The sequence below is a fragment of the Streptomyces sp. NPDC005962 genome (genome assembly GCF_040629205.1).
Lineage (GTDB): Bacteria > Actinomycetota > Actinomycetes > Streptomycetales > Streptomycetaceae > Streptomyces.
In genome coordinates, this window is the sequence record NZ_JBEXVE010000040.1 from 71,062 (window position 1) to 90,387 (window position 19,326).

Consider the following 19,326-nt stretch of genomic DNA (forward strand, 5'->3'; position numbering starts at 1 on the left):
GGCCTGTTCCGCTTCGGCCGACCGGCTGGAGCGGAGCAGGCCGCACCGTCCGGTGCACCGCCGCACCCGGAGCCACACCCCACCCGGCTCCGCAGACCGGAGAACCCATGAAAACGGATATAGAACCCACATCCTCATCCGCCGGGTCACAGCCTTTGGTCGCGACCCGCTCCACCGGCCGGGCCGGTGACAAGATCTTCCTCGGCCTCTCCCGGGGCTCCGGGATCGCCCTCCTGGTGATCATGGCGGCCATCGCGGGCTTCCTCGCGTACCGCGCCGCCATCGCGATCTCCAAGGACGAGGCGAACTTCCTCACCGCCTTCGAGTGGAACACCGGCTCGACGCCGATGCGCTTCGGCATCGCGGTCCTCGCCTTCGGCACGGTCGTCAGCTCGATCATCGCGATGGTCGTCGCGGTCCCGATCGCCGTCGGCATCGCGCTCTTCATCTCGCACTACGCGCCGCGCCGCCTGGCCACCCCGGTCGCGTACGTGATCGACCTGCTCGCCGCGGTCCCCAGCATCGTCTACGGCCTGTGGGGCGCGCTCTTCCTGGTGCCGCACCTGACCCCGCTGTACACCTGGATGGACGAGTACCTGGGCTGGACCAAGATCCTCTCGTACCAGGGCGGCGCCGCACGGTCGCTGTTCACCGTCGGCATCCTGCTCGCGATCATGATCCTGCCGATCGTCACCAGCGTCAGCCGCGAGGTGTTCCGGCAGGTCCCGAAGATGCACGAGGAGGCCGCGCTCGCGCTCGGCGCGACCCGCTGGGAAGTCGTCCGCATGTCGGTCCTCCCCTTCGGCCGCTCCGGCATCATCAGCGCCTCGATGCTGGGCCTCGGCCGCGCGCTGGGCGAGACCATGGCGGTCGCCACCGTGCTGTCCCCCAGCTACCTGATCAACGCCAGCCTGCTGGACCCGGGCGGCGGCACCTTCGCGCAGAACATCGCCAGCCACTTCAAGGAGGCCAACGGCAACGGGCGTGACGCCCTCATCGCCTCCGGTCTGGTCCTGTTCGTCATCACCCTGCTGGTGAACGGCGCCGCGCGAATGATCATCGCCCGCCGCAAGGAGTACTCGGGGACCGCAGCATGAGCGATACGACCACCGACACCACCACACCGCGCGCGTCCGCCCTCCAGCAGGCGCGACTGCCCCGCTGGGCACCACTGGGACTGGCCGCGGTCGCGATCGCCGCGGGCGTCGGCATCGGCGCCGGCGCCGGGCTCGGCAACACCACCCAGTGGGGCCTGATCGCCGCGCTGCTCTTCGTCGTCCTCTCCTACGGCGTCACCGCCGCGGTCGAGGGCGGCAGGCAGGCCAGGAACCAGCTGGCCACCGTCCTGGTGTGGCTCTGCTTCCTGATCGCGATCGTCCCGCTGGCCTCCCTGCTCTGGGAGACCATCAACCGCGGCAAGACCGTCCTGGACGTCTACTTCCTCAGCCACTCCATGGACGGCGTCCAGACCATCCTGCCCGGCGGCGGCGCGTACCACGCGATCCTCGGCACCCTGGAGCAGGTCGGCATCGCCACCCTCATCGCGGCCCCGATCGGCCTGCTGACCGCCGTCTACCTGGTCGAGTACGGCCGCGGGTCGCTCGCCAAGGCCGTCACCTTCTTCGTCGACGTCATGACCGGCATCCCCTCGATCGTGGCCGGTCTGTTCATCCTCAGCTTCTGGATCATCATCCTGGGCTTCGACTACTCCGGCTTCGCCGGCGCCATGGCGCTGGCCATCCTGATGATGCCGGTCGTCGTCCGCTCCACCGAGGAGATGCTCAAGCTCGTCCCCGACGAGCTGCGCGAGGCCTCGCTCGCGCTGGGCGTGCCCAAGTGGCGCACCATCCTCAAGGTGGTGCTGCCCACCTCGATCGGCGGGATCACCACGGGCGTGATGCTCGCGGTCGCCCGTATCGCCGGAGAGTCCGCCCCCATCGTGCTGCTGGTCTTCGGCTCCCAGGCGATCAACCCGAACCCCTTCGAAGGCGCCCAGTCGTCGCTGCCGTACTACATCTACGAGCAGTGGCAGCTCGGTAACGAGGCGTCGTTCAACCGCGCCTGGGCCGCGGCGCTCGTGCTCATCGCCTTCGTCATGATCCTGAACCTGGTGGCCCGCGGCATCGCCCGCTGGAAGGCCCCGAAGTCCGGCCGCTGAGGCCGAGAAGAAGAGAAGTGATTCACATGGCCAAGCGCATCGACGTCAGCGGGCTGACCGCCTACTACGGCAGCCACAAGGCCATCGAGGACATCTCGATGACCGTCGAGCCCCGTTCGGTGACCGCCTTCATCGGCCCGTCCGGCTGCGGCAAGTCGACCTTCCTGCGCACCCTCAACCGGATGCACGAGGTCACCACGGGCGGCCGCGTCGAGGGCAAGGTGATGCTCGACGACGAGAACCTGTACGCCTCCGGCGTCGACCCCGTCTCCGTGCGCCGCACGGTCGGCATGGTCTTCCAGCGCCCCAACCCGTTCCCGACGATGTCGATCTTCGAGAACGTGGCGGCCGGGCTGAAGCTGAACGGCTCGTACCGCAAGAGCGAGCTGCGGGACGTCGTCGAGAAGTCCCTCAAGGGCGCCAACCTGTGGAACGAGGTCAAGGACCGGCTGAACAAGCCGGGCGCCGGGCTCTCCGGCGGTCAGCAGCAGCGGCTGTGCATCGCCCGCGCCATCGCGGTCGAGCCCGACGTGCTGCTGATGGACGAGCCCTGCTCGGCGCTCGACCCGATCTCGACCCTCGCCATCGAGGACCTGATCGGTGAGCTCAAGGAGCGCTTCACGATCGTCATCGTGACGCACAACATGCAGCAGGCGGCGCGCGTCTCGGACCGTACGGCCTTCTTCAACCTGGCCGGCGTCGGCCAGCCCGGCAAGCTCATCGAGATCGACGAGACCGAGCGGATCTTCTCCAACCCGTCCGTCCAGGCGACCGAGGACTACATCTCCGGCCGCTTCGGCTGACATCAAGCCCCTCGCCTCCGGGCGAGGCCCCGCCCCATGGGCGGGGAACGGCGTCCTGCGGTGCTGCATGGCGGTGCCACCGCACGACGAAAAGGGCCCGCCCCCGGCTTCCCGGGGGCGGGCCCACTGCGTTTCACCTGCTCGTCGGCGTCGGCCGAAGGCCAACCTGCTCGCAGGGGTCCTGCTCGCAGGGGTCAGCCGAAGGCGAGGTCGACGATCCAGTAGCTGAGGGCAGCGACTCCGGCCGCCGCGGGCATGGTGATGAACCAGCCGAGGATGATGTTCTTCGCGACCCCCCAGCGCACCGCGTTCACGCGCTTGGTCGCCCCCACACCCATGATCGCCGACGTGATGACATGCGTCGTCGAGATCGGCGCCTGGAACATGAACGACGCGGTGTACATGACCGAGGCCGCCGTCGTCTCGGCAGCGAAGCCCTGCGGCGGGTCCAGCTCGATGATCCGGCGGCCCAGCGTGCGCATGATGCGCCAGCCGCCCGCGTACGTGCCGAGCGAGAGCATCGCGGCGCAGGCGATCTTCACCCACACCGGGATGGCGTCCCCCTGATCCTCGACACCGCCGATGACCAGGGCCATCACGACCACACCCATGGTCTTCTGGGCGTCCTGGAGACCGTGGCCGAGCGCCATGGCGGCGGCCGACACGGTCTGGGCTATCCGGAAGCCGCGCTTCGCCTTGTGCGGGTTGGACTTACGGAACATCCAGAGGATGGCCACCATGACGAAGTAGCCGAGCACCAGGCCGATGACGGGCGAGATGACCATCGGGAGGACGACCTTCTCCACCACCCCGGTCCAGTGCACGGTGCTGGAACCGGCGAGCGCCGCGCCGACCAGGCCGCCGAACAAGGCGTGCGAGGAGGAGGACGGCAGTCCGTAGTACCAGGTGACCATGTTCCAGGCGATCGCCCCGATCAGCGCGGAGAACAGGATGATCATGCCCTGTTTGCCGGTCGGGGTGGCGATCAGGCCCTCGCTGACGGTCTTGGCGACCCCGCTGCCCAGGAAGGCACCCGCGAGGTTCATCACCGCCGCCATCGCGAGCGCGGCCCGCGGGGTCAGGGCCCGGGTGGAGACCGAGGTGGCGATGGCGTTCGCCGAGTCGTGGAAGCCGTTGGTGTACGTGAAGAAAAGCGCGACCGCGATGGTCACGACAAGCGCGAAGGTGTCCATGCCGGGGCTCAGGACTCCTTGACGGCGATGGTCTCGACCGTGTTGGCCACATGCTCGAAGGCGTCGGCCGCCTCTTCCAGCACATCCACGATCTGCTTGAGCTTGAGCACCTCCATGGCGTCGTACTTGCCGTTGAAGAGGTGGGCCAGCAGCTTGCGGTGGATCTGGTCGGCCTGGTTCTCCAGCCGGTTGACCTCGATCCAGTACTCGGTGAGGTTCGTCATGGTGCGCAGGTTCGGCATGGCCTCGGCGGTCAGCTCGGCCGCCCGCGCCAGCACCTCGATCTGCTGCTCGACGCCCTTGGGCAGCTCATCCACCTGGTAGAGGACGACCAGGTCGACGGCCTCCTCCATGAAGTCCATGATGTCGTCGAGGGACGAGGCGAGGGAGTAGATGTCCTCGCGGTCGAACGGCGTGATGAAGGAGACGTTCAGCTGATGGAAGATCGCGTGCGTGGCGTCGTCCCCCGCATGCTCCGCGGCCCTCATCCGCTCGGCGATCTCGGCACGAGCGGCGGAGTCCGCCCCGAGCAATTCCATCAGGAGCTTGGAGCCGGTCACGATGTTGTCCGCGGAGGCCGCGAACATGTCGTAGAAGCTCGTCTCCCTTGGGGTCAGACGAAAGCGCACTGGGGAATCCTCGGGAAGCGGCGGATGGGGACTCGACGATGCTAGGCGCATCTTCCGGCCACGGTAACCGGCGTCCCCAGTGTCGCCCATCGGGCGGAGTGCTCTTCACAGGGGCCCGGTTCGGCCGGAAAAGCCGTTACCATATACCCACTGGGGGTATATGGGCACCGATAGTGAACAACGGGAGGACGCCATGACCACCACGGCAGCCGACACCACCGCGCCCACCGGCGGCGATGAGCGGGGCCAGGCGTCCGGCCACGCTTCCCCTACCCACGGCGGCCACGGGTACGCCCACCAGAAGGACCAGCACCTGAAGCGGCTGCGCCGGATCGAGGGCCAGATCAGGGGCTTGCAGCGGATGGTCGAAGAGGATGTCTACTGCATCGACATACTCACCCAGGTCTCCGCGAGCACCAAAGCCCTGCAGTCCTTCGCCCTCCAGCTGCTCGAAGAGCATCTGCGGCACTGCGTCGCCAGCGCGGCCGTCGAAAGCGCCGCCAAGGAAGGGGACGAAGGAGAGGACGAGGTGGACGCCAAGGTCGCCGAGGCGACCGCGGCCATCGCACGGCTGCTGCGGACCTGAGGCACACCCCCGGGTGCGGCGGTGCCCGCCGACGAGACGGCGGGCCTGCCTACCGGGCGTCCGGACCGTCTACTTCCGGCCGCTCCGGACGTGCGGCCTCACGCCCCTTCGAGTGGTCGGCCGAATCTGATCGCTCAGTTGATCGATCCGCTGAGCCATCTGCCGGGCGGGCGGCCGGGCGATCTGCTGAGCGGTCCGCCGGGCGGGCAGCCGATCGGTCGGCCTCCACCCGGAGCACCTCGTCGATGCGGTCCGGACTGAGCCTGTCCTCGTCCGCGCTCGCTGCAGCGATCATCAATTCACCGTAGAGATCGATCTCGACGAGGGCCACGGGGTCCGGGCCCGGTGAGCCGCGACGCGCAACCACGTGTTTCACCTCCTCCTGCGAGCACCTTCGAGCACTTTGAGCAGCGGCTTCCCAGGGTAGGGATCGGTACACACTCCGCGCATGGCACGGATGGGCCATTTCGAAGGAGAGAGCAGCCCCCTCCGACTACTTCTGAGGCGATCCGACCTTCCCTGTGTAGATATCCGCGGGCTTGGGGAGCTCGACGGCGGCCTCCACCCCGAAGTCGTACCACTCCGTCGTCGAGGCGACCCCCACCGCGCGCCGCCCGTCCGCGCTCCCGGCCGGCCGCGCACCGCTCGCCCGGCCGGTCACGGTGAAGCGGTGCCGCACCTCACGCAGCCGCCCCAGCCCGTCAAGATACGCGTCGAAGGGCACCAGCGGGACGGTGAACCCCTTCGCCGCGGCCCGCAGCGGTCCCCGTACGCCATGCGAGGCCACCCTGGCCGCCCGGCCGATGTCGGTGGTGCCGCGGTAGTGCCGCACCAGGGCGCCGCCCGCCCCCTCCTCCCCGACCAGACTGGCCCGCCGTACCCCGCGCAGCAGTTCGGCGGCGGTCAGCGGATCGGTCGCCCCGCCGGTGACCAGGTTGCCGTCCGGAATGCCCGCCGTGTCCACCCGTACCCATTTGTCGCTGGGGATGCCCGCGCCACGGTTGCGCATGAAGAGCGCGCCGGGTGCCAGAAGTTCGGTGATCGGCCCGTGCTCGGCCGCGCCCGTCGCGTCCCTCGGCAGCGCCAGCCGCAGCCGCCCGCGCCGCTGCTCGAAGTCGTACGCCCCGCGGCCCTCGATCGAGACCCGGGTACCGCCGGTCGCCGTCTCCAGGGTCGTCCGCACCCGTGAACTCCCGGAGCTCACCAGCACATCCGCGGCCTGTTGCAGCACGGCGACCGCGGCCGCCGCCCCGGGGGCATCGCCCGGGCGCTGGTCCGCCACCGTCTGGGACGAGCAGCCGCCGACGGTCGCCAGCAGCCCGGCCAGCAGACCACCCGCCACGCATCCGGCGACCGCCCTCGCCCGTCTCCTTCCACCGCGCCGCTGAACCACCATCGACCGTCGACCCCCTGGCCACGCTCGTCCACGCCTTGATACTTGTTCGTTTAACGACCCGTTCCGGCCACTCGTCACGGCCCGGTAGCGTGGTCATGTGCTCGACTCAGGTGACATAGGCCCCGACCAAGCCCTCACCACCACCGAGGAGAAGGGGGCCTTCTGCCTCGCCCGATGCACCTGCGGCTGGATCGGCCCGGCCCGCCGCGCCCGTTCCCTGGCCCGCGCCGACGCCGGTGCCCACTCGACGGACCGTCACTCTTCCGCCACGGACGCAACCCCTCCGCCCGCCCCGCCCTCTGACCAGGAGACCGGGCGGCACACGCGGTAACGGCGGTGGCCCGGTCGACCGGTGGGACGCAGGGTCGACCGGGCCGACAGGGAGGGGACACCGCCATGAACCGGCGGACACTGCTGGCTGCGAGCGCGGGGCTGGCCTCCACGGCCACCTGGGCCGCGGCGTGCAGCAGCAGCACGACGGGACACGCCGCCGGCGGCGTGAAGTCCTTCGGCAGCGCTGCGGGAAGCGCCTCGGGAAGCGGGCTCGCGGCGAGCGCCGGCAAGGCGAAGGCCGCGGACTGGACCGCGCTCGGCAAGACGCTGCACGGCGATCTGGTGCGCCCCGGCGACGCGGACTACACCGCCGCCAGGCGCCTGTACAACACCCGCTTCGACCATCTGCGGCCCGCCGCCGTCGCTTATATAGGGAATACCGCCGACATCACCGCATGTCTGGACTTCGCCCGGCGCCAGGGCACCCCTGTCTCCATCCGTAACGGCGGCCACAGCTACGCGGGTTATTCCAGCGGTGACGGCCGCCTGGTCATCGACGTCTCCGCGCTCGGTTCCGTCGGCACCACCACAGGCGAGGCCCGCATCGGCGGCGGCGCCAAGCTCATCGACGTCTACACCCGGCTCGGCGCCCACGGCGTCACCGTCCCCGGCGGCTCCTGCCCGAGCGTCGGCATCTCCGGGCTCACCCTCGGCGGCGGGCACGGCGTGGTCTCCCGGGCGTACGGGCTCACCTCCGACCACCTCACCGGCGCGACCCTCGTCACCGCCGCGGGCAAGACCCTCCAGGTCTCCAAGGACCGCGAACCCGACCTGTTCTGGGCGCTGCGCGGCGCGGGCGGCGGCAACTTCGGCGTCGTCACCGAGCTGCGCTTCCGTACCCGCGAGACCGGCGACGGCGTCACCGCCTATATGTCCTGGCCCTGGTCGAAGGCGGCCAAGGTGCTCGGCGCGTGGCAGAAGTGGGGACCCGACCAGCCCGACGAGATCTGGTCGGCGCTGCATCTGTCGGCCGCCCCCGGCCACACCCCCACCGTCTCCATCAGCTGCTTCTCCCTGGGCACCTACGGCGACCTGCAGAACGCGGTGGACCGGCTCGCCGACGGCCCGGGCGGCCCCGGCCCCGCCTCCCGGGTGTCCTTGCGCCGCCGGGGGTACGTCGACGCGATGCGCATGTACGCGGGCTGCGGCGACACCTCGACCACCCGCTGCCATCTCCCCGGCGACCAGCCCGGCCGCAGCACCGACGGGGTGCTGAACCGGGAGACGTACGCGGCGCGGTCCGACTTCTTCGACCGCTCGCTGAGCCAGGCGGGGATACGCGCGATGCTCGACCAGGTCGAGCGCTTCGGGCGGCGCACCAGCGGCGGCGGCGCGGTCAGCGTCGCGCTCACCGCGCTCGGCGGCGCCGTGAACCGCGTCGATCCGCGGGCCACCGCCTTCGTCCACCGCCGCTCGCGGTTCCTCGCGCAGTACACCGCGTCCTGGGCGGCGGGCGGCGCGGGTGCCCCGCAGAACGCCTGGCTGGACGCGGCGCACACGGCGATGCGGCGCCACGCCTCCGGGGCGGCGTACCAGAACTACACCGACGCCTCGCTCAAGGACTGGCGCTCGGCGTACTACGGCTCCGGCGCGGACCGGCTGGCGCGGCTGAAGAAGCGTTACGACCCGAAGCGGCTCTTCGACTTCCCGCAGGCGCTGTGAGCCCACGGGCCCGATAGGCCTGATAGGTCGCAAACGTCCGACGGGCGGCCCGGCTGATGCCGTGCCGCCCGTCGGACGTGCGTGTCAGGTATGCGCGGCAGGTGTCCGCGTCGGGTATGCGCGCGTCAGGCCGCGAGGTCCTTGCTGCCGCGCTCCGTGCCCGGCGCCCGGCTCTCGGGGAACTCCGGGAAGCCCTCCCCCGCCGCGGCGGCCGGGGCGGGGCGCCCGGCCCGTATCAGCCAACCGGCCCGCGACCCCGCGATCGTGGTGGTGAGCGGCGTCAGCAGCATCATCGCGAGCGGCGCCAGCAGCAGCGCGACCGCGGTCCCCAGGGCGAACCCGCCGATGACGTCCGTCGGATAGTGCACGCCCATGTAGACGCGGCAGAAGCCCTCGAGCAGCGCGAGCCCGAGCGCGGCCAGCCCGTACCGACGGTGGGCCATGAAGATCCCGACGGCGAGCCCCATGGTGAGCGTCGCGTGATCGCTGACGAAGGAGAAGTCCGTCTTGCCCGCCACCAGGACGTCGAGCCCCTGATGGTCCCGGAACGGCCGCGGGCGCTGGACGAAGCCGCGGATCGGGATGTTGGCGATCAGCGCGATCCCGGCGGCCAGCGGCGCCCAGATCAGCCCGGCGACGGCGGACGGCGCGTCCTGCGGCCGCTTGCGCACGCTCCACCAGGCACCGAGACCCACCAGGGCGAGCCCGAGAACGATCCCGAACTCGCCGACGAACTCCATCACGCGGTCGAACCAGTGCGGGGCGTCCTTGGCGAGCCCGTTGATGTCGTAGAGAAGGCTGACATCGGGGTTCGACCCGTCCAGTGCGAGTCCAGCCATGTGCCGCGGCCCCTTATCTCTCACCTGTCGCTGCGTACAGCTGCCGACCCCCGTGCTTCCCCCACGACCGACGGCCCCGGCGAGCGATGCCGAAGGGTGTGCCGCCGATCCACTTCCAGGAAACGCCCTTATTCCGTCAGGCGTTCCGTTCGCTACCCAACGATCACCGGGACGTTATCGAAGGGTGACCCGTCGTCGCAGCTCAGCGGGAATCCTTACGCGGCGCCGGACCGGGGCAGCGCTTTTGCGCCATCCTGTGTCACCCGCGTCGCCCCGATGTAGTCCGGGGAATCGATGGGGTCGAAGCGGATCACCGCACCAGTGTAGGGCGCGTTGATCATCTTCCCGCCGCCCACGTAGATCCCCACATGGTGGATGGATCTCGGGTCATCGAGGTCGTAGGCGAAGAAGACCAGATCACCGGGGAGCAGCTCGCTGCGCTTCGGATGCGGCCCGGCGTTCCACTGGTCGTTGGCGACGCGCGGCAGATCGATCCCCACCGTCTTGTACGCCGCCTTCGTCAGCCCCGAGCAGTCGAACCGCCCGTCCTGGTCCGGGGTGCCGTTGCCGCCCCACAGATACGGCTTCCCGAGCTGCTTCTGCGCGAAGTAGATCGCCGCGGCCGACTGCCGCGACGACGGCACGCTCTGCGTGGGCGCCTCGAAGCTCTTGGACAGGTTGGTGATGGTCTTCACGTAGTTCTGGGTCTCGCGGTACGGCGGCACGCCCTTGTACTTGAGCACCGCGTACGCGCCCGCGTTGTAGGAGGCCAGCATGTTGTGCGTCTGATTGCCCGGCACGTCCTTCACATACTTCGCGAGCGAGCAGTCGTAGGCGGCCGCGGACGGAATCGCGTCATTCGGATTCCAGATGTCCCGCTTGCCGTCCTTGTCGCCGTCCACCCCGTGGGACGCCCAGGTGGCGGGGATGAACTGCGCCAGCCCCTTGGCGTTGGCCGGGCTCTGCGCCTTCGCGTTCCAGCCGCTCTCCTGGTAGAGCTGCGCGGCGAGCAGGGCCGGGTTGAGCGCGGGGCACGAGTTCCCGTACCGCTGGATGAGCGGCGCGTACGAGGCCGGGACAGCACCCTTCGCCAGTCCGACACTGGTGCCTCCGCCACCGCCCGCGAGGTCCGCGGCGACCATGTAGGTGCCGAGGACGAGCAGGACGACGAAGGAAAAACAGACTCCGATACCGACACTGACACCCAGCCAGACCTTACGCACCCGGCCATCCTCCCCCATCAGCGCGCGGTACGAACGCGTTTCCGTACGCACGGCGAAAATCAGCCGCTCGCCAGCCGAAACCCTACGGGCGACCGGTGCCGCGCCCGGCCCTCCTCCGCCCGGAACGCGTAAAGTCCGGCCCGTCCGAGCACCTCACACCCCATGAACCCCAAGGAAGACGGATGACGCAGCTGGACTGGCAGCGGGCCTCGACCGACGAGGACGAGGAGGCGGGCGCCTACCTGGAGGTGGCCGCAGGCCCCGACGGCCGGATCTACATGCGCGAAAGCAACGACCCGGAGACCGTCGTCGTCACTACCCAGGCCAAGTGGGAGGCGTTCCTCATGGGGGTCAAGGCAGGCGAGTTCGACGACTTCGCGGAGGAACAGGGGGAATAGGGGCCTCCACTACCGATCGTTGCCCGGCGCCCACCCGCGTGATACACAGAGTGACCATAGGGCGCCCGCCGGACCCTGAGGGGCATGGCTCGTCCTCCTGCCAGGTCACCGTGGTCCACAACACGTACGAGATCCGCCAAGAAATGCCGCCCAGTCGACATGCGGAAGCGGAATCGTCGGCGAAGATAGAGACTGACCCCACGCCAGACCCGGCGGGGCACACAACTACCCATAAGGGGCGGTGAGTTCATTATGTTTCTAGCGGCCGAAAAGGGCGACATCAACACCATCATCGGCGGAATCGCCCCAGACTGGGGCCCCTTCGGAACCCTGGGCAGCGAGGCCCGCGTCATGATCGAGGTCGTCATGGCCGTCGCACTGCTGCTGTGCTTCGGCATCGCGATCTGGGGCGCGGCCAAGCAGCGCATCGGCGCGACCGCGCTGCGCGACACCTTCAGCGCGGAGCAGGGCAAGGGACTGATCGTCGCGGGGCTGACCGGCGTGTTCATCATCGGCTCGCTGGGCACGCTCTTCACGATCGTGTACGGCATGGCCGTTTAGCCACGCCCCCGCCACGCCCGGTCCGCGCCCCCGTCGCGCTCCGGCCCGCGCGCCCGCGCACCGGAGCCGACCCCCGCGCGCGGCGCACGCCCCCGCCCCCGAGCCTCCGCCCCCGATCCCCCCTACCGGCCCCACCCTCCGTACCCGAGGCTGCTCCCTGATGTCCGCACCCGCCGCCCCCGTCGCCGAGGTCGTGTCCGTCTGATGTCCACTCACACCACCACGCCCGAACGTCGGTCCACGCCGCTACCGTCGTACCAGCGTGGCGGAACAGCGACCACGGACGGCACGACCGGCACGGTCGGCACGGGTGAAGGGGCGAGCACGCGATGAGTCTCGGCGGCGACGGCGGCTACGGCGGTGACTACGACTACGACGGCCACGACACCGGCCGAACTCGCGGCACGGCCTCCGGCGGCCATCTGACGCGCACCCGCCTGCCCGAAGGCGACGAGGACCCGTACGGCCCGCCCCGCCGCGGCCCCGGCCGAACCGCCAAGCCGAGCCGCAACCTGATCACGGTCATCGGGGTCGTCGTCCTGCTCCTCGCCGCCATCGCCTTCGTCAACCGCGGCGGCCAGAGCGACAGCGGCTCGTCCGACCCGGACTCCGGCGGCACCAACGCCGAAGCCCAGCCCACCGCCCCCACCGGCACCCGCCCGGTCACCGGCCAGAACGGCACGACGGGCATCGCGTCGGGCTTCGCGAAGTCCCAGCAGGGCGCGCAGAGCGCGGCGGCGAACTACGCGGTGGCGCTGGGATCTGCCGACATGCTCAACCGCGAGCAGCGTCATGAGATCGTTCCGCAGGTCTTCACCACCACGGCCGCCGGCCCGCTCCAGACCAAGCTCGACAAGGCCTACTCCGCCAACGCGCTGGATAAAATCGGCCTGGACGCGAACGGCAAGGCGCCCGACGGCATGACCTACATCTCGCGCACCGCCCCCCTGGGTACCAAGGTCTCGAAGTACGCGAGCACGGCCGCGACGGTCGAGGTCTGGTGCACGGGAGTGTTCGGAACGGCTGGTGAGGGTTCCAGGAACCCAGTCACCAACGACTGGTTCACCATGACCCTCAAGCTGCGGTGGACGGACAACGACTGGAAGGCCGAGAGCTTCTCGCAGAAGAGCGGCCCCGCCCCCGTCAACAGCGACAACACCGCCTCCACGGCCGATGAGATCGCCAAGGCAGTCGAGCAGTACGGAGGGTTCACCTATGCCCGCTAGCCCGAGCCGCCGCGCTCTCACGCTCACGGGTGTCCTGGCGGCCATTCAAACAGCCGCCGTCCTCCTGGCGACCCGCGCGGCCGCTGCCCCCTCACCCACGCCGAGCCCATCCGGCAGCGACAACGACGATTGCAGCGGGCTCCTCGGCCAGGTCCGGGAAAACTGCGAAAAGGGCGGCGGTGGCGGCGGTTCGGGCCCCCCTTCCGACCCGTCGAATCCCCTCGACCCCGCCGCCTCCCTGGCCCGAGGCTGCGCCGACGCCGCCGCATGGCTCATCGGCAAGCTCTCGAAGCTCGTCAAGGAGACGGCGACCGTCGACTTCACGAACCAGGCCTTCCTCCGCCAGTACGCCGTCGTCTTCGCCGCCTCGACCGTCCTCACCCTCATCCTCTGGCTCCTCGCCGTCGCCAAACGCGCCATCCGCGGCGTCCCGCTCGGCGAGGCGCTCTCCGAGGCCATCGGTTTCCTCTGGCTGACGGTCCTGGCCTCCGCCTTCACCCCGCTCATCCTCTATACGGTCGTCACCGCCACCGACGCCGTCACGGACGCCATCGCCTCCGGCACCGGCGCCGACAACGACGCCTTCTTCGGCTCCTTCGCCCAGGCCCTCAAGCGGGACGAGGACATCGGCGGCGGGCCGATCATGCTCATCGTCGTGTCGCTCGTGACGATCCTCGCGTCCGGTGTGCTCTGCCTGGAGCTGGTCATCCGCGCCGCCCTGCTCTACGTCGGCGCACTGCTCGGCACGGCCGTCTACGCGGGGCTCGTCGACAAGAACATGTGGGGGCACGTCCGCCGCTGGGCCGGGATCATGATCGCGGTGATTCTCGTCAAGCCGGTCATCGTGGTGGTCCTCGCCCTGGCCGGCGCGCTCTCCACCTCCGGCAACGAGCCCGACGCCTTCTCGGCCGTCGTCTCCGGCCTCTCCATCATCATCCTCGCCATCTTCGCCAGCGCGATGATCTACCGCTTCGTGCCCGGCTTCGGCGACGAGATCGTCAAGGCCCGCAGCGCCAGCGCCGACCCCGCGTCCCGCCAGGCCGCCGCGGTCATCAGCTCGCCCGCCGCCCTGGTCAAGCAGGGCATCAACACCCACAGCGCCCGCGGCGGGGGCGGCGACGGAGGCGGCGGTTCCCGCCCGGCCCAGGCCAAGCCCGCCAACCCCGTGTCCGGCGGCGTCGCCGCGCACAGCTCCCGCGGCAGTGGGGGCGGCGGCGCCAGCCGCACCGGCAACTCCGGAGGCGGCGGGTCCGCCTCCGCCCCCCGTTCGCAGAACAACAGCTCAGGCAACAACCCGGGAGGTGACCGGCGGTGACGGTCGATGCCCAGTCCCACGCCATCGCACCGCGCCGCACGTATCTGGTCGGGCGTGCCCGCCCCAACGCGATCGTCGGCAAGAACCGCGAGACCGGTGAGATCGCGCTGATCATCGGGGGCGCGTTCATCGGCATGATGTGCGGGCTGCTGGTGCCGATGCTGACGCTGCGCATCGCCGCCCTGGTCGGCTTCCCGACCCTCGCGCTGGCCGCCGTGTACGTGCCGTACAACGGACGCACGTTCTACCGCTGGTTCGAGATCAACCGCTCCTACCGGCGCAGCGTCCGCAAGGGCACCACCGGCTACCGCTCCGGCGCCGCCGAGGCCGGTACCCGGTCCGACGGCCGCGAGGTGGAGGTCGGCCCGCCCCCCGGCATCGGCCGGATCAACTGGCTGGCCGCGCCGTTCGGCCCGGACGAGATCGCCGTCCTGCTGCACGCCGACCGCCGCACCGTCACCGCCGCGATCGAGATCGAGGGCCCCGGCGTGGGCCTGCGGGACAGCGAGGACCAGGAGGCGCTGGTCGACCGGTTCGGCACGCTGCTCAAGCACGTGGCCAACGGCGACGGCTTCGTGACCCGGCTGCAGATGCTGGCCCGCACCCTCCCCGCCGACCCGGACGCCCACGCCAAGGATGTCGAGCGGCGCGGCGACAACGGCGCCCCGGTCTGGCTCAAGGATTCGTACGACCAGCTGCAGTCGATGGTGTCCACCTCCTCCGAGCAGCACCGCGCGTACCTCGTCGCCTGCATGCACTACACCCGTGACCTGGCCGCCGAGGCGCAGGCCATCGCGCGCGCCACCCGGCACAGCGGCGGCGGCCGCCGGATCGACAAGGACGCGGGCCTGGCCGTGATCATGGCGCGCGAGCTGACCGACATCTGCGCGCGGCTCGCCGAGGCCGACATCCGGGTGCGCCAGCCCCTCGGCCAGGGGCGGCTGGCCTCACTCATCCACTCCATGTACGACCCGGACCACCCCATCGACCACATCCAGGCGATGACCAAGCGCAACGCCTGGCCCGCCGAACTGGACGCGATGGAGCCCACCTTCCTCCAGGCGAAGACCCGCGAGTCCAGCACCCGTGAACCCTGGTGCCACGCCACCGCATGGGTGAAGGAGTGGCCCATGACGCCGGTCGGGGTGAACTTCCTCGCCCCGCTGCTCGTCCACACCCCCGATGTCATCCGTACGGTCGCCGTCTGCATGGATCTGGAGCCCACGGAGATCGCGATCGAGCGCATGCTGACCGAAAAGGTCAACGACGAGGCCGAGGCCAGCCGCGCCGCGAAGATGAACCGTACCGTGGACCCGCGCGACATCGCCGCGCACGGCCGGCTCGACCAGCGGGGCGAGGACCTGGCCAGCGGCGCCGCGGGCGTCAACCTGGTCGGCTACATCACCGTCTCCTCCCGCTCACCGGAGGGGCTCAACCGCGACAAGCGGACCATCCGGGCCTCGGCGGGGAAGAGCTATCTCAAGCTCGAGTGGTGCGACCGTGAGCACCACCGCGCGTTTGTGAACACGTTGCCGTTCGCGACCGGTATCCGCCGTTAGCCGACCGCAGCTGACCGATAGCCGTAGAGACGCGACGTAAAAAAGCCGTAGACGTCGTAGACGCTCTAGACGCCGTAGAGACGACTGGGACTGGGACGATAGGGGCTCCGCCGTGGCCGATCCGATGACCGCCGTCACCGACGCGTTCACCAGCTTCCTGTTCGGGAAGGTGGAGACGACTCGGCTGCCGGTCCGTACGTCCACGGGGCAGGCGCAGGCCGTCTACCTGCCGACCGCGGCCCCGGGCCTCGGCGACTCGGGCGTCATCATCGGGCGCGAGGTGTACTCCGGGAAGGGCTACATCTACGACCCGTTCCAGCTGTACGGCCAGCAGCTGCCCGCCCCGCACTGGCTGGTGCTCGGGGAGTCCGGCAACGGCAAGTCGGCCCTGGAGAAGACGTACGTACTGCGTCAGCTCCGGTTCCGCGACCGCCAGGTGGTGGTGCTGGACGCGCAGGGCGAGGACGGCGTCGGCGAGTGGAACCTGATCGCCCAGGAGCTGGGGATAACGCCCATCCGGCTCGACCCGACGGCGGCCATGAACGGCGGCATCCGGCTCAACCCCCTGGACCCGTCGATCACGACGACCGGTCAGCTCGCCCTGCTCCGCACGATCATCGAGGTCGCGCTGGGGCACGGGCTCGACGAACGCTCCGGCTTCGCCCTCAAGGTCGCGCACGCCTACGTCAACGAGACCATCACCGACCGTCAGCCGGTGCTGACCGACATCGTCGAACAGCTGCGCCACCCCGAGCCGGATTCCGCGGAGGCGATGAACGTCGACCTGGACGACGTACGGGCCTGGGGCCTGGACGTCGCCCTGGTGCTCGACCGGCTGGTCGACGGTGACCTCCGCGGCATGTTCGACGGTCCGACCACGGCCGGAATCGATCTCGACGCGCCACTCATCGTCTTCGACCTGTCCCATATCGACCGCAACTCGATCGCGATGCCCATCCTCATGGCCATCGTCGGCGTCTGGCTGGAACACACCTGGATTCGGCCCGACCGCAAGAAGCGCATCTTCCTGGTCGAAGAGGCCTGGCACATCATCAACTCGCCCTTCGTCGCCCAGCTCTTCCAGCGGCTGCTGAAGTTCGGCCGGCGGCTCGGCCTGTCCTTCGTCGCCGTCGTCCACCATCTGTCCGACGTGGTCGACGGCGCGGCGGCCCGCGAGGCCTCGGCGATCCTCAAGATGGCCTCGACCCGGACGATCTACGCCCAGAAGGCCGACGAGGCCCGGGCCACCGGGCGGGTGCTGGGCCTGCCGCGCTGGGCGGTGGAGATCATCCCGACGCTCTCGCCCGGTATCGCGGTCTGGGACGTCAACGGCAACGTACAGGTCGTCAAACACCTGATCACCGAGGCCGAGCGCCCCCTCGTCTACACCGACCGGGCGATGACCGAGGACGGCATGACCGTCCAGCTGGCCGCCGAGGCGGAAGCCGAGAAACGAGCCGCCGCGGCGGTCGAGGCCGCGGCGGAGGCGGACCCGTACAGCGGTCCGTCGTACGGCTCCACGGTGGCCTGACATGGCGGCGGGGCAGTACCGCGGCGGACCCGCGGAGCACGGCCGCGGAAGACAGCCGTCCCCGCAGGGCGGCATCCCGGACGGGCTGCTGGTCGGCCTCTTCGCCTTTCTGCTGGGCCTGATCGGGCTGATCTGGTCGGCCACCGGCCTGTCCGCGCTCTTCGCGCACGGCGCCTGGCCGGACGGCCTGACCTTCCTGCACACTCCCCTGGCGCTGCGCCATCTGGTGGAGGAGCCGCACAACCTGGCGGCGGCCTGGTCCGCCACGCCGAAGGACCAGCTGCCCGGCTACGGGCTGTTCTGGGGCGTCTTCATCAGTGAGCTGATGGTGCTGATCGTGCTCGCGGTCTTCGCCATCGGCACCCTGACCCGCTACCGGCTGGTCCGCGCCAAGCGCCGCGCCGCCCGCGCGGACGCCGTACCGGGCACGGCCGACGGGGCGGGTACGGAGCAGGCCTCTGGCCCCGCGTACGCCCCCGAGGGCCCACCGCGGGGCGTCACAGCCGCCCGCACGCCCCCAGAAGCCCCCGGGCCGGCTACGGACCCCAGCAGACGGGGCGACGAGCACGGCCCGGCGGCCCGACCCGAGGCCACCGCGCCAGGCCACCCCCTCGTGCCCAGCGCGCCCGGCACCCCGGACGCGGCCCCGGCCCACCGCAACGGAACCCCGGCCGAAGCCGCCGCCCCCGGCCCCGTCCCCACGGAACGCACCGATCCGCTCGTCCCGGCCCCGCACAGCCCCCAGGACCCGGCCGCCGCGTCGCCGCAGTCGCTGCCCGCCCCCGACACCGACAGCGGCCTTGCCGTCGGGCTGTTCCGCCCCGGCGGGGAACCGGCCCGCTCGCGCGTCCTCTTCGGTGCCGAGCGCGGCGAAGCCGCCGCCCGGGCCATCCTGGAGGCGGTCGGCCCGGTGCTCGCCGTCACCAGCGACCCCGGCCTGTGGGCCGCGACCAAGGACGCCCGCGCCAAGTTCGGGCCCACCCATGTCTTCGACCCGTCCCACCTCCTCGACACCCCCGCCCGGCTCCGCTGGAGCCCGGCGGACGGATGCGGCTCCCGCGAGGTCGCAGCCGCCCGCGCCGCCGCCCTGCTGGCCCCCGTGCGCCCCGTGCACGCGATGGACCAGCCCCTGGCGGAGGCCGCGGAGACGATGCTGCGCTGCTGGCTGCACGCCGCCGCGGCGGACGGCCGCCCCTTCCGCCACGTCCACCGCTGGGCACAGGGCAGTTCGGCGCATGAGCCGGTACGCATCCTCCGTACGCACTCCAAGGCGGCGGGCGGCGCGGCAGGCGAGCTGGAAGCCACGCTCACCGCCCACCCCGAACGCCGCGACATGGCGCAGGAACTCACGGCGCGTGCCCTGGGCGCGCTCTCCTCGATCCATATCCGTGACGCGTGCAATCCGGGGCGAGCCGACGCGCTCGCACTGGAGTCATTCGTCGGTGAAGGGGGAACGCTCTATCTGATGGGGGAATCCATCGAGGACCCCCGTTCCCACCCGGGTGCGATGCCCTTGTTGACCGCACTCGCCTCGCACGTGGTCGAGCACGGCCGGCGCATGGCCGAACGGTCATCCTCCGGTCGGCTCGACCCACCACTCACCCTCGTCCTGGACGACGTGGCCGCCGTGGCGCCGCTTCCGGCGCTGCCGGACCTGCTGGTCCAGGGCACCGCGCAGGGACTGCCCACGCTGGCTCTGATGCGCTCTCAGGAGCAGGCACGAGCCCGGTGGCCGCACCGGACGCTGGTCGGGTAGCCAAAGACACCAGGGACACCAAGGACAAAGGCTGATCGCACAGCCTGATCCGCACAGCGCATGTCGTGCAGCCTACAAACACGAAAAGGCCCTGTCGGGAGCTTCAAGCTCCCAACAGGGCCTTTTCCAAAGATTGTTCGGCGGCGTCCTACTCTCCC

General features: G+C 70.4%; 18 protein-coding genes. 13 read left to right on the forward strand and 5 right to left on the reverse strand.

Annotation, left to right across the window (positions count from 1 at the left end; genetic code table 11):
* Positions 1 to 107 precede the first annotated feature (107 nt).
* Genes pstC through pstB form a run of 3 tightly spaced genes read left to right on the forward strand, consistent with a single transcriptional unit; the run spans position 108 to position 2,961 of the window.
* A complete protein-coding gene (pstC, locus tag ABZ370_RS39835) occupies positions 108 to 1,097 on the forward strand; it encodes a phosphate ABC transporter permease subunit PstC (RefSeq protein ID WP_358632030.1) in 990 nt (329 codons plus the stop codon).
* Positions 1,094 to 2,158 (forward strand): phosphate ABC transporter permease PstA, encoded by a 1,065-nt coding sequence (gene pstA / locus ABZ370_RS39840; protein WP_358632033.1) that lies wholly within the window; start codon positions 1,094 to 1,096, stop codon positions 2,156 to 2,158. Before pstC ends, pstA begins: the two co-directional genes overlap by 4 nt.
* Positions 2,159 to 2,184: 26 nt before the next feature.
* The gene (gene pstB, locus ABZ370_RS39845) at positions 2,185 to 2,961 is read left to right on the forward strand and encodes a phosphate ABC transporter ATP-binding protein PstB (protein ID WP_358632036.1); all 777 of its coding nucleotides are present in this window, start codon (positions 2,185 to 2,187) and stop codon (positions 2,959 to 2,961) included.
* Between the two features lie 194 nt (positions 2,962 to 3,155).
* Here the strand turns inward: pstB and ABZ370_RS39850 are convergent, their stop codons facing one another.
* The gene (locus ABZ370_RS39850) at positions 3,156 to 4,154 is read right to left on the reverse strand and encodes an inorganic phosphate transporter (RefSeq protein ID WP_358632039.1); all 999 of its coding nucleotides are present in this window, start codon (positions 4,152 to 4,154) and stop codon (positions 3,156 to 3,158) included.
* A gap of 8 nt (positions 4,155 to 4,162) precedes the next feature.
* On the reverse strand, positions 4,163 to 4,783 hold the full coding sequence (locus ABZ370_RS39855) for a DUF47 family protein (protein WP_358632042.1): 621 nt from the start codon (positions 4,781 to 4,783) through the stop codon (positions 4,163 to 4,165).
* A 193-nt stretch (positions 4,784 to 4,976) separates the two neighbouring features.
* On the opposite strand from ABZ370_RS39855, the gene ABZ370_RS39860 reads away from it, so the two are divergent.
* Complete coding sequence (locus ABZ370_RS39860; RefSeq protein ID WP_358632045.1) at positions 4,977 to 5,369, forward strand: metal-sensitive transcriptional regulator; 393 nt, start codon at positions 4,977 to 4,979, stop codon at positions 5,367 to 5,369.
* 493 nt (positions 5,370 to 5,862) lie between these two features.
* Here the strand turns inward: ABZ370_RS39860 and ABZ370_RS39865 are convergent, their stop codons facing one another.
* On the reverse strand, positions 5,863 to 6,765 hold the full coding sequence (locus ABZ370_RS39865; RefSeq protein WP_358632047.1) for a hypothetical protein: 903 nt from the start codon (positions 6,763 to 6,765) through the stop codon (positions 5,863 to 5,865).
* A 97-nt stretch (positions 6,766 to 6,862) separates the two neighbouring features.
* Here ABZ370_RS39865 and ABZ370_RS39870 point away from each other — a divergent pair, with 97 nt between their 5' ends.
* Both ABZ370_RS39870 and ABZ370_RS39875 read left to right on the forward strand, forming a co-directional pair.
* Complete coding sequence (locus tag ABZ370_RS39870; RefSeq protein ID WP_358632050.1) at positions 6,863 to 7,096, forward strand: hypothetical protein; 234 nt, start codon at positions 6,863 to 6,865, stop codon at positions 7,094 to 7,096.
* Between the two features lie 65 nt (positions 7,097 to 7,161).
* Entirely contained in the window at positions 7,162 to 8,760 is a 1,599-nt protein-coding gene (locus ABZ370_RS39875) for an FAD-binding oxidoreductase (protein ID WP_358632053.1), read from the forward strand.
* A gap of 125 nt (positions 8,761 to 8,885) precedes the next feature.
* Here the strand turns inward: ABZ370_RS39875 and ABZ370_RS39880 are convergent, their stop codons facing one another.
* The gene (locus ABZ370_RS39880) at positions 8,886 to 9,599 is read right to left on the reverse strand and encodes a phosphatase PAP2 family protein (RefSeq protein WP_358632056.1); all 714 of its coding nucleotides are present in this window, start codon (positions 9,597 to 9,599) and stop codon (positions 8,886 to 8,888) included.
* A 215-nt stretch (positions 9,600 to 9,814) separates the two neighbouring features.
* Entirely contained in the window at positions 9,815 to 10,822 is a 1,008-nt protein-coding gene (locus ABZ370_RS39885) for a bifunctional lytic transglycosylase/C40 family peptidase (RefSeq protein WP_358632059.1), read from the reverse strand.
* Positions 10,823 to 11,004: 182 nt separating this feature from the next.
* Between ABZ370_RS39885 and ABZ370_RS39890 the strand changes: the two genes are divergently transcribed.
* From ABZ370_RS39890 to ABZ370_RS39920, 7 genes are all read left to right on the forward strand, one after another.
* A complete protein-coding gene (locus tag ABZ370_RS39890; protein WP_358632062.1) occupies positions 11,005 to 11,220 on the forward strand; it encodes a DUF397 domain-containing protein in 216 nt (71 codons plus the stop codon).
* 252 nt (positions 11,221 to 11,472) lie between these two features.
* Positions 11,473 to 11,781 (forward strand): hypothetical protein, encoded by a 309-nt coding sequence (locus tag ABZ370_RS39895; protein WP_358632065.1) that lies wholly within the window; start codon positions 11,473 to 11,475, stop codon positions 11,779 to 11,781.
* Positions 11,782 to 12,110: 329 nt separating this feature from the next.
* Positions 12,111 to 13,007 (forward strand): hypothetical protein, encoded by an 897-nt coding sequence (locus ABZ370_RS39900; RefSeq protein ID WP_358632068.1) that lies wholly within the window; start codon positions 12,111 to 12,113, stop codon positions 13,005 to 13,007.
* Complete coding sequence (locus tag ABZ370_RS39905) at positions 12,997 to 14,322, forward strand: hypothetical protein (protein ID WP_358632071.1); 1,326 nt, start codon at positions 12,997 to 12,999, stop codon at positions 14,320 to 14,322. The genes ABZ370_RS39900 and ABZ370_RS39905 overlap by 11 nt, the downstream gene beginning before the upstream one ends.
* Positions 14,319 to 15,881, forward strand: a complete 1,563-nt coding sequence (locus ABZ370_RS39910) for an SCO6880 family protein (RefSeq protein ID WP_358632074.1) — start codon at positions 14,319 to 14,321, stop codon at positions 15,879 to 15,881. The genes ABZ370_RS39905 and ABZ370_RS39910 overlap by 4 nt, the downstream gene beginning before the upstream one ends.
* A gap of 112 nt (positions 15,882 to 15,993) precedes the next feature.
* Positions 15,994 to 17,412, forward strand: a complete 1,419-nt coding sequence (locus ABZ370_RS39915; RefSeq protein WP_358632077.1) for an ATP-binding protein — start codon at positions 15,994 to 15,996, stop codon at positions 17,410 to 17,412.
* A 1-nt stretch (position 17,413) separates the two neighbouring features.
* The gene (locus ABZ370_RS39920) at positions 17,414 to 19,168 is read left to right on the forward strand and encodes a hypothetical protein (protein ID WP_358632081.1); all 1,755 of its coding nucleotides are present in this window, start codon (positions 17,414 to 17,416) and stop codon (positions 19,166 to 19,168) included.
* Positions 19,169 to 19,326: the final 158 nt, after the last annotated feature.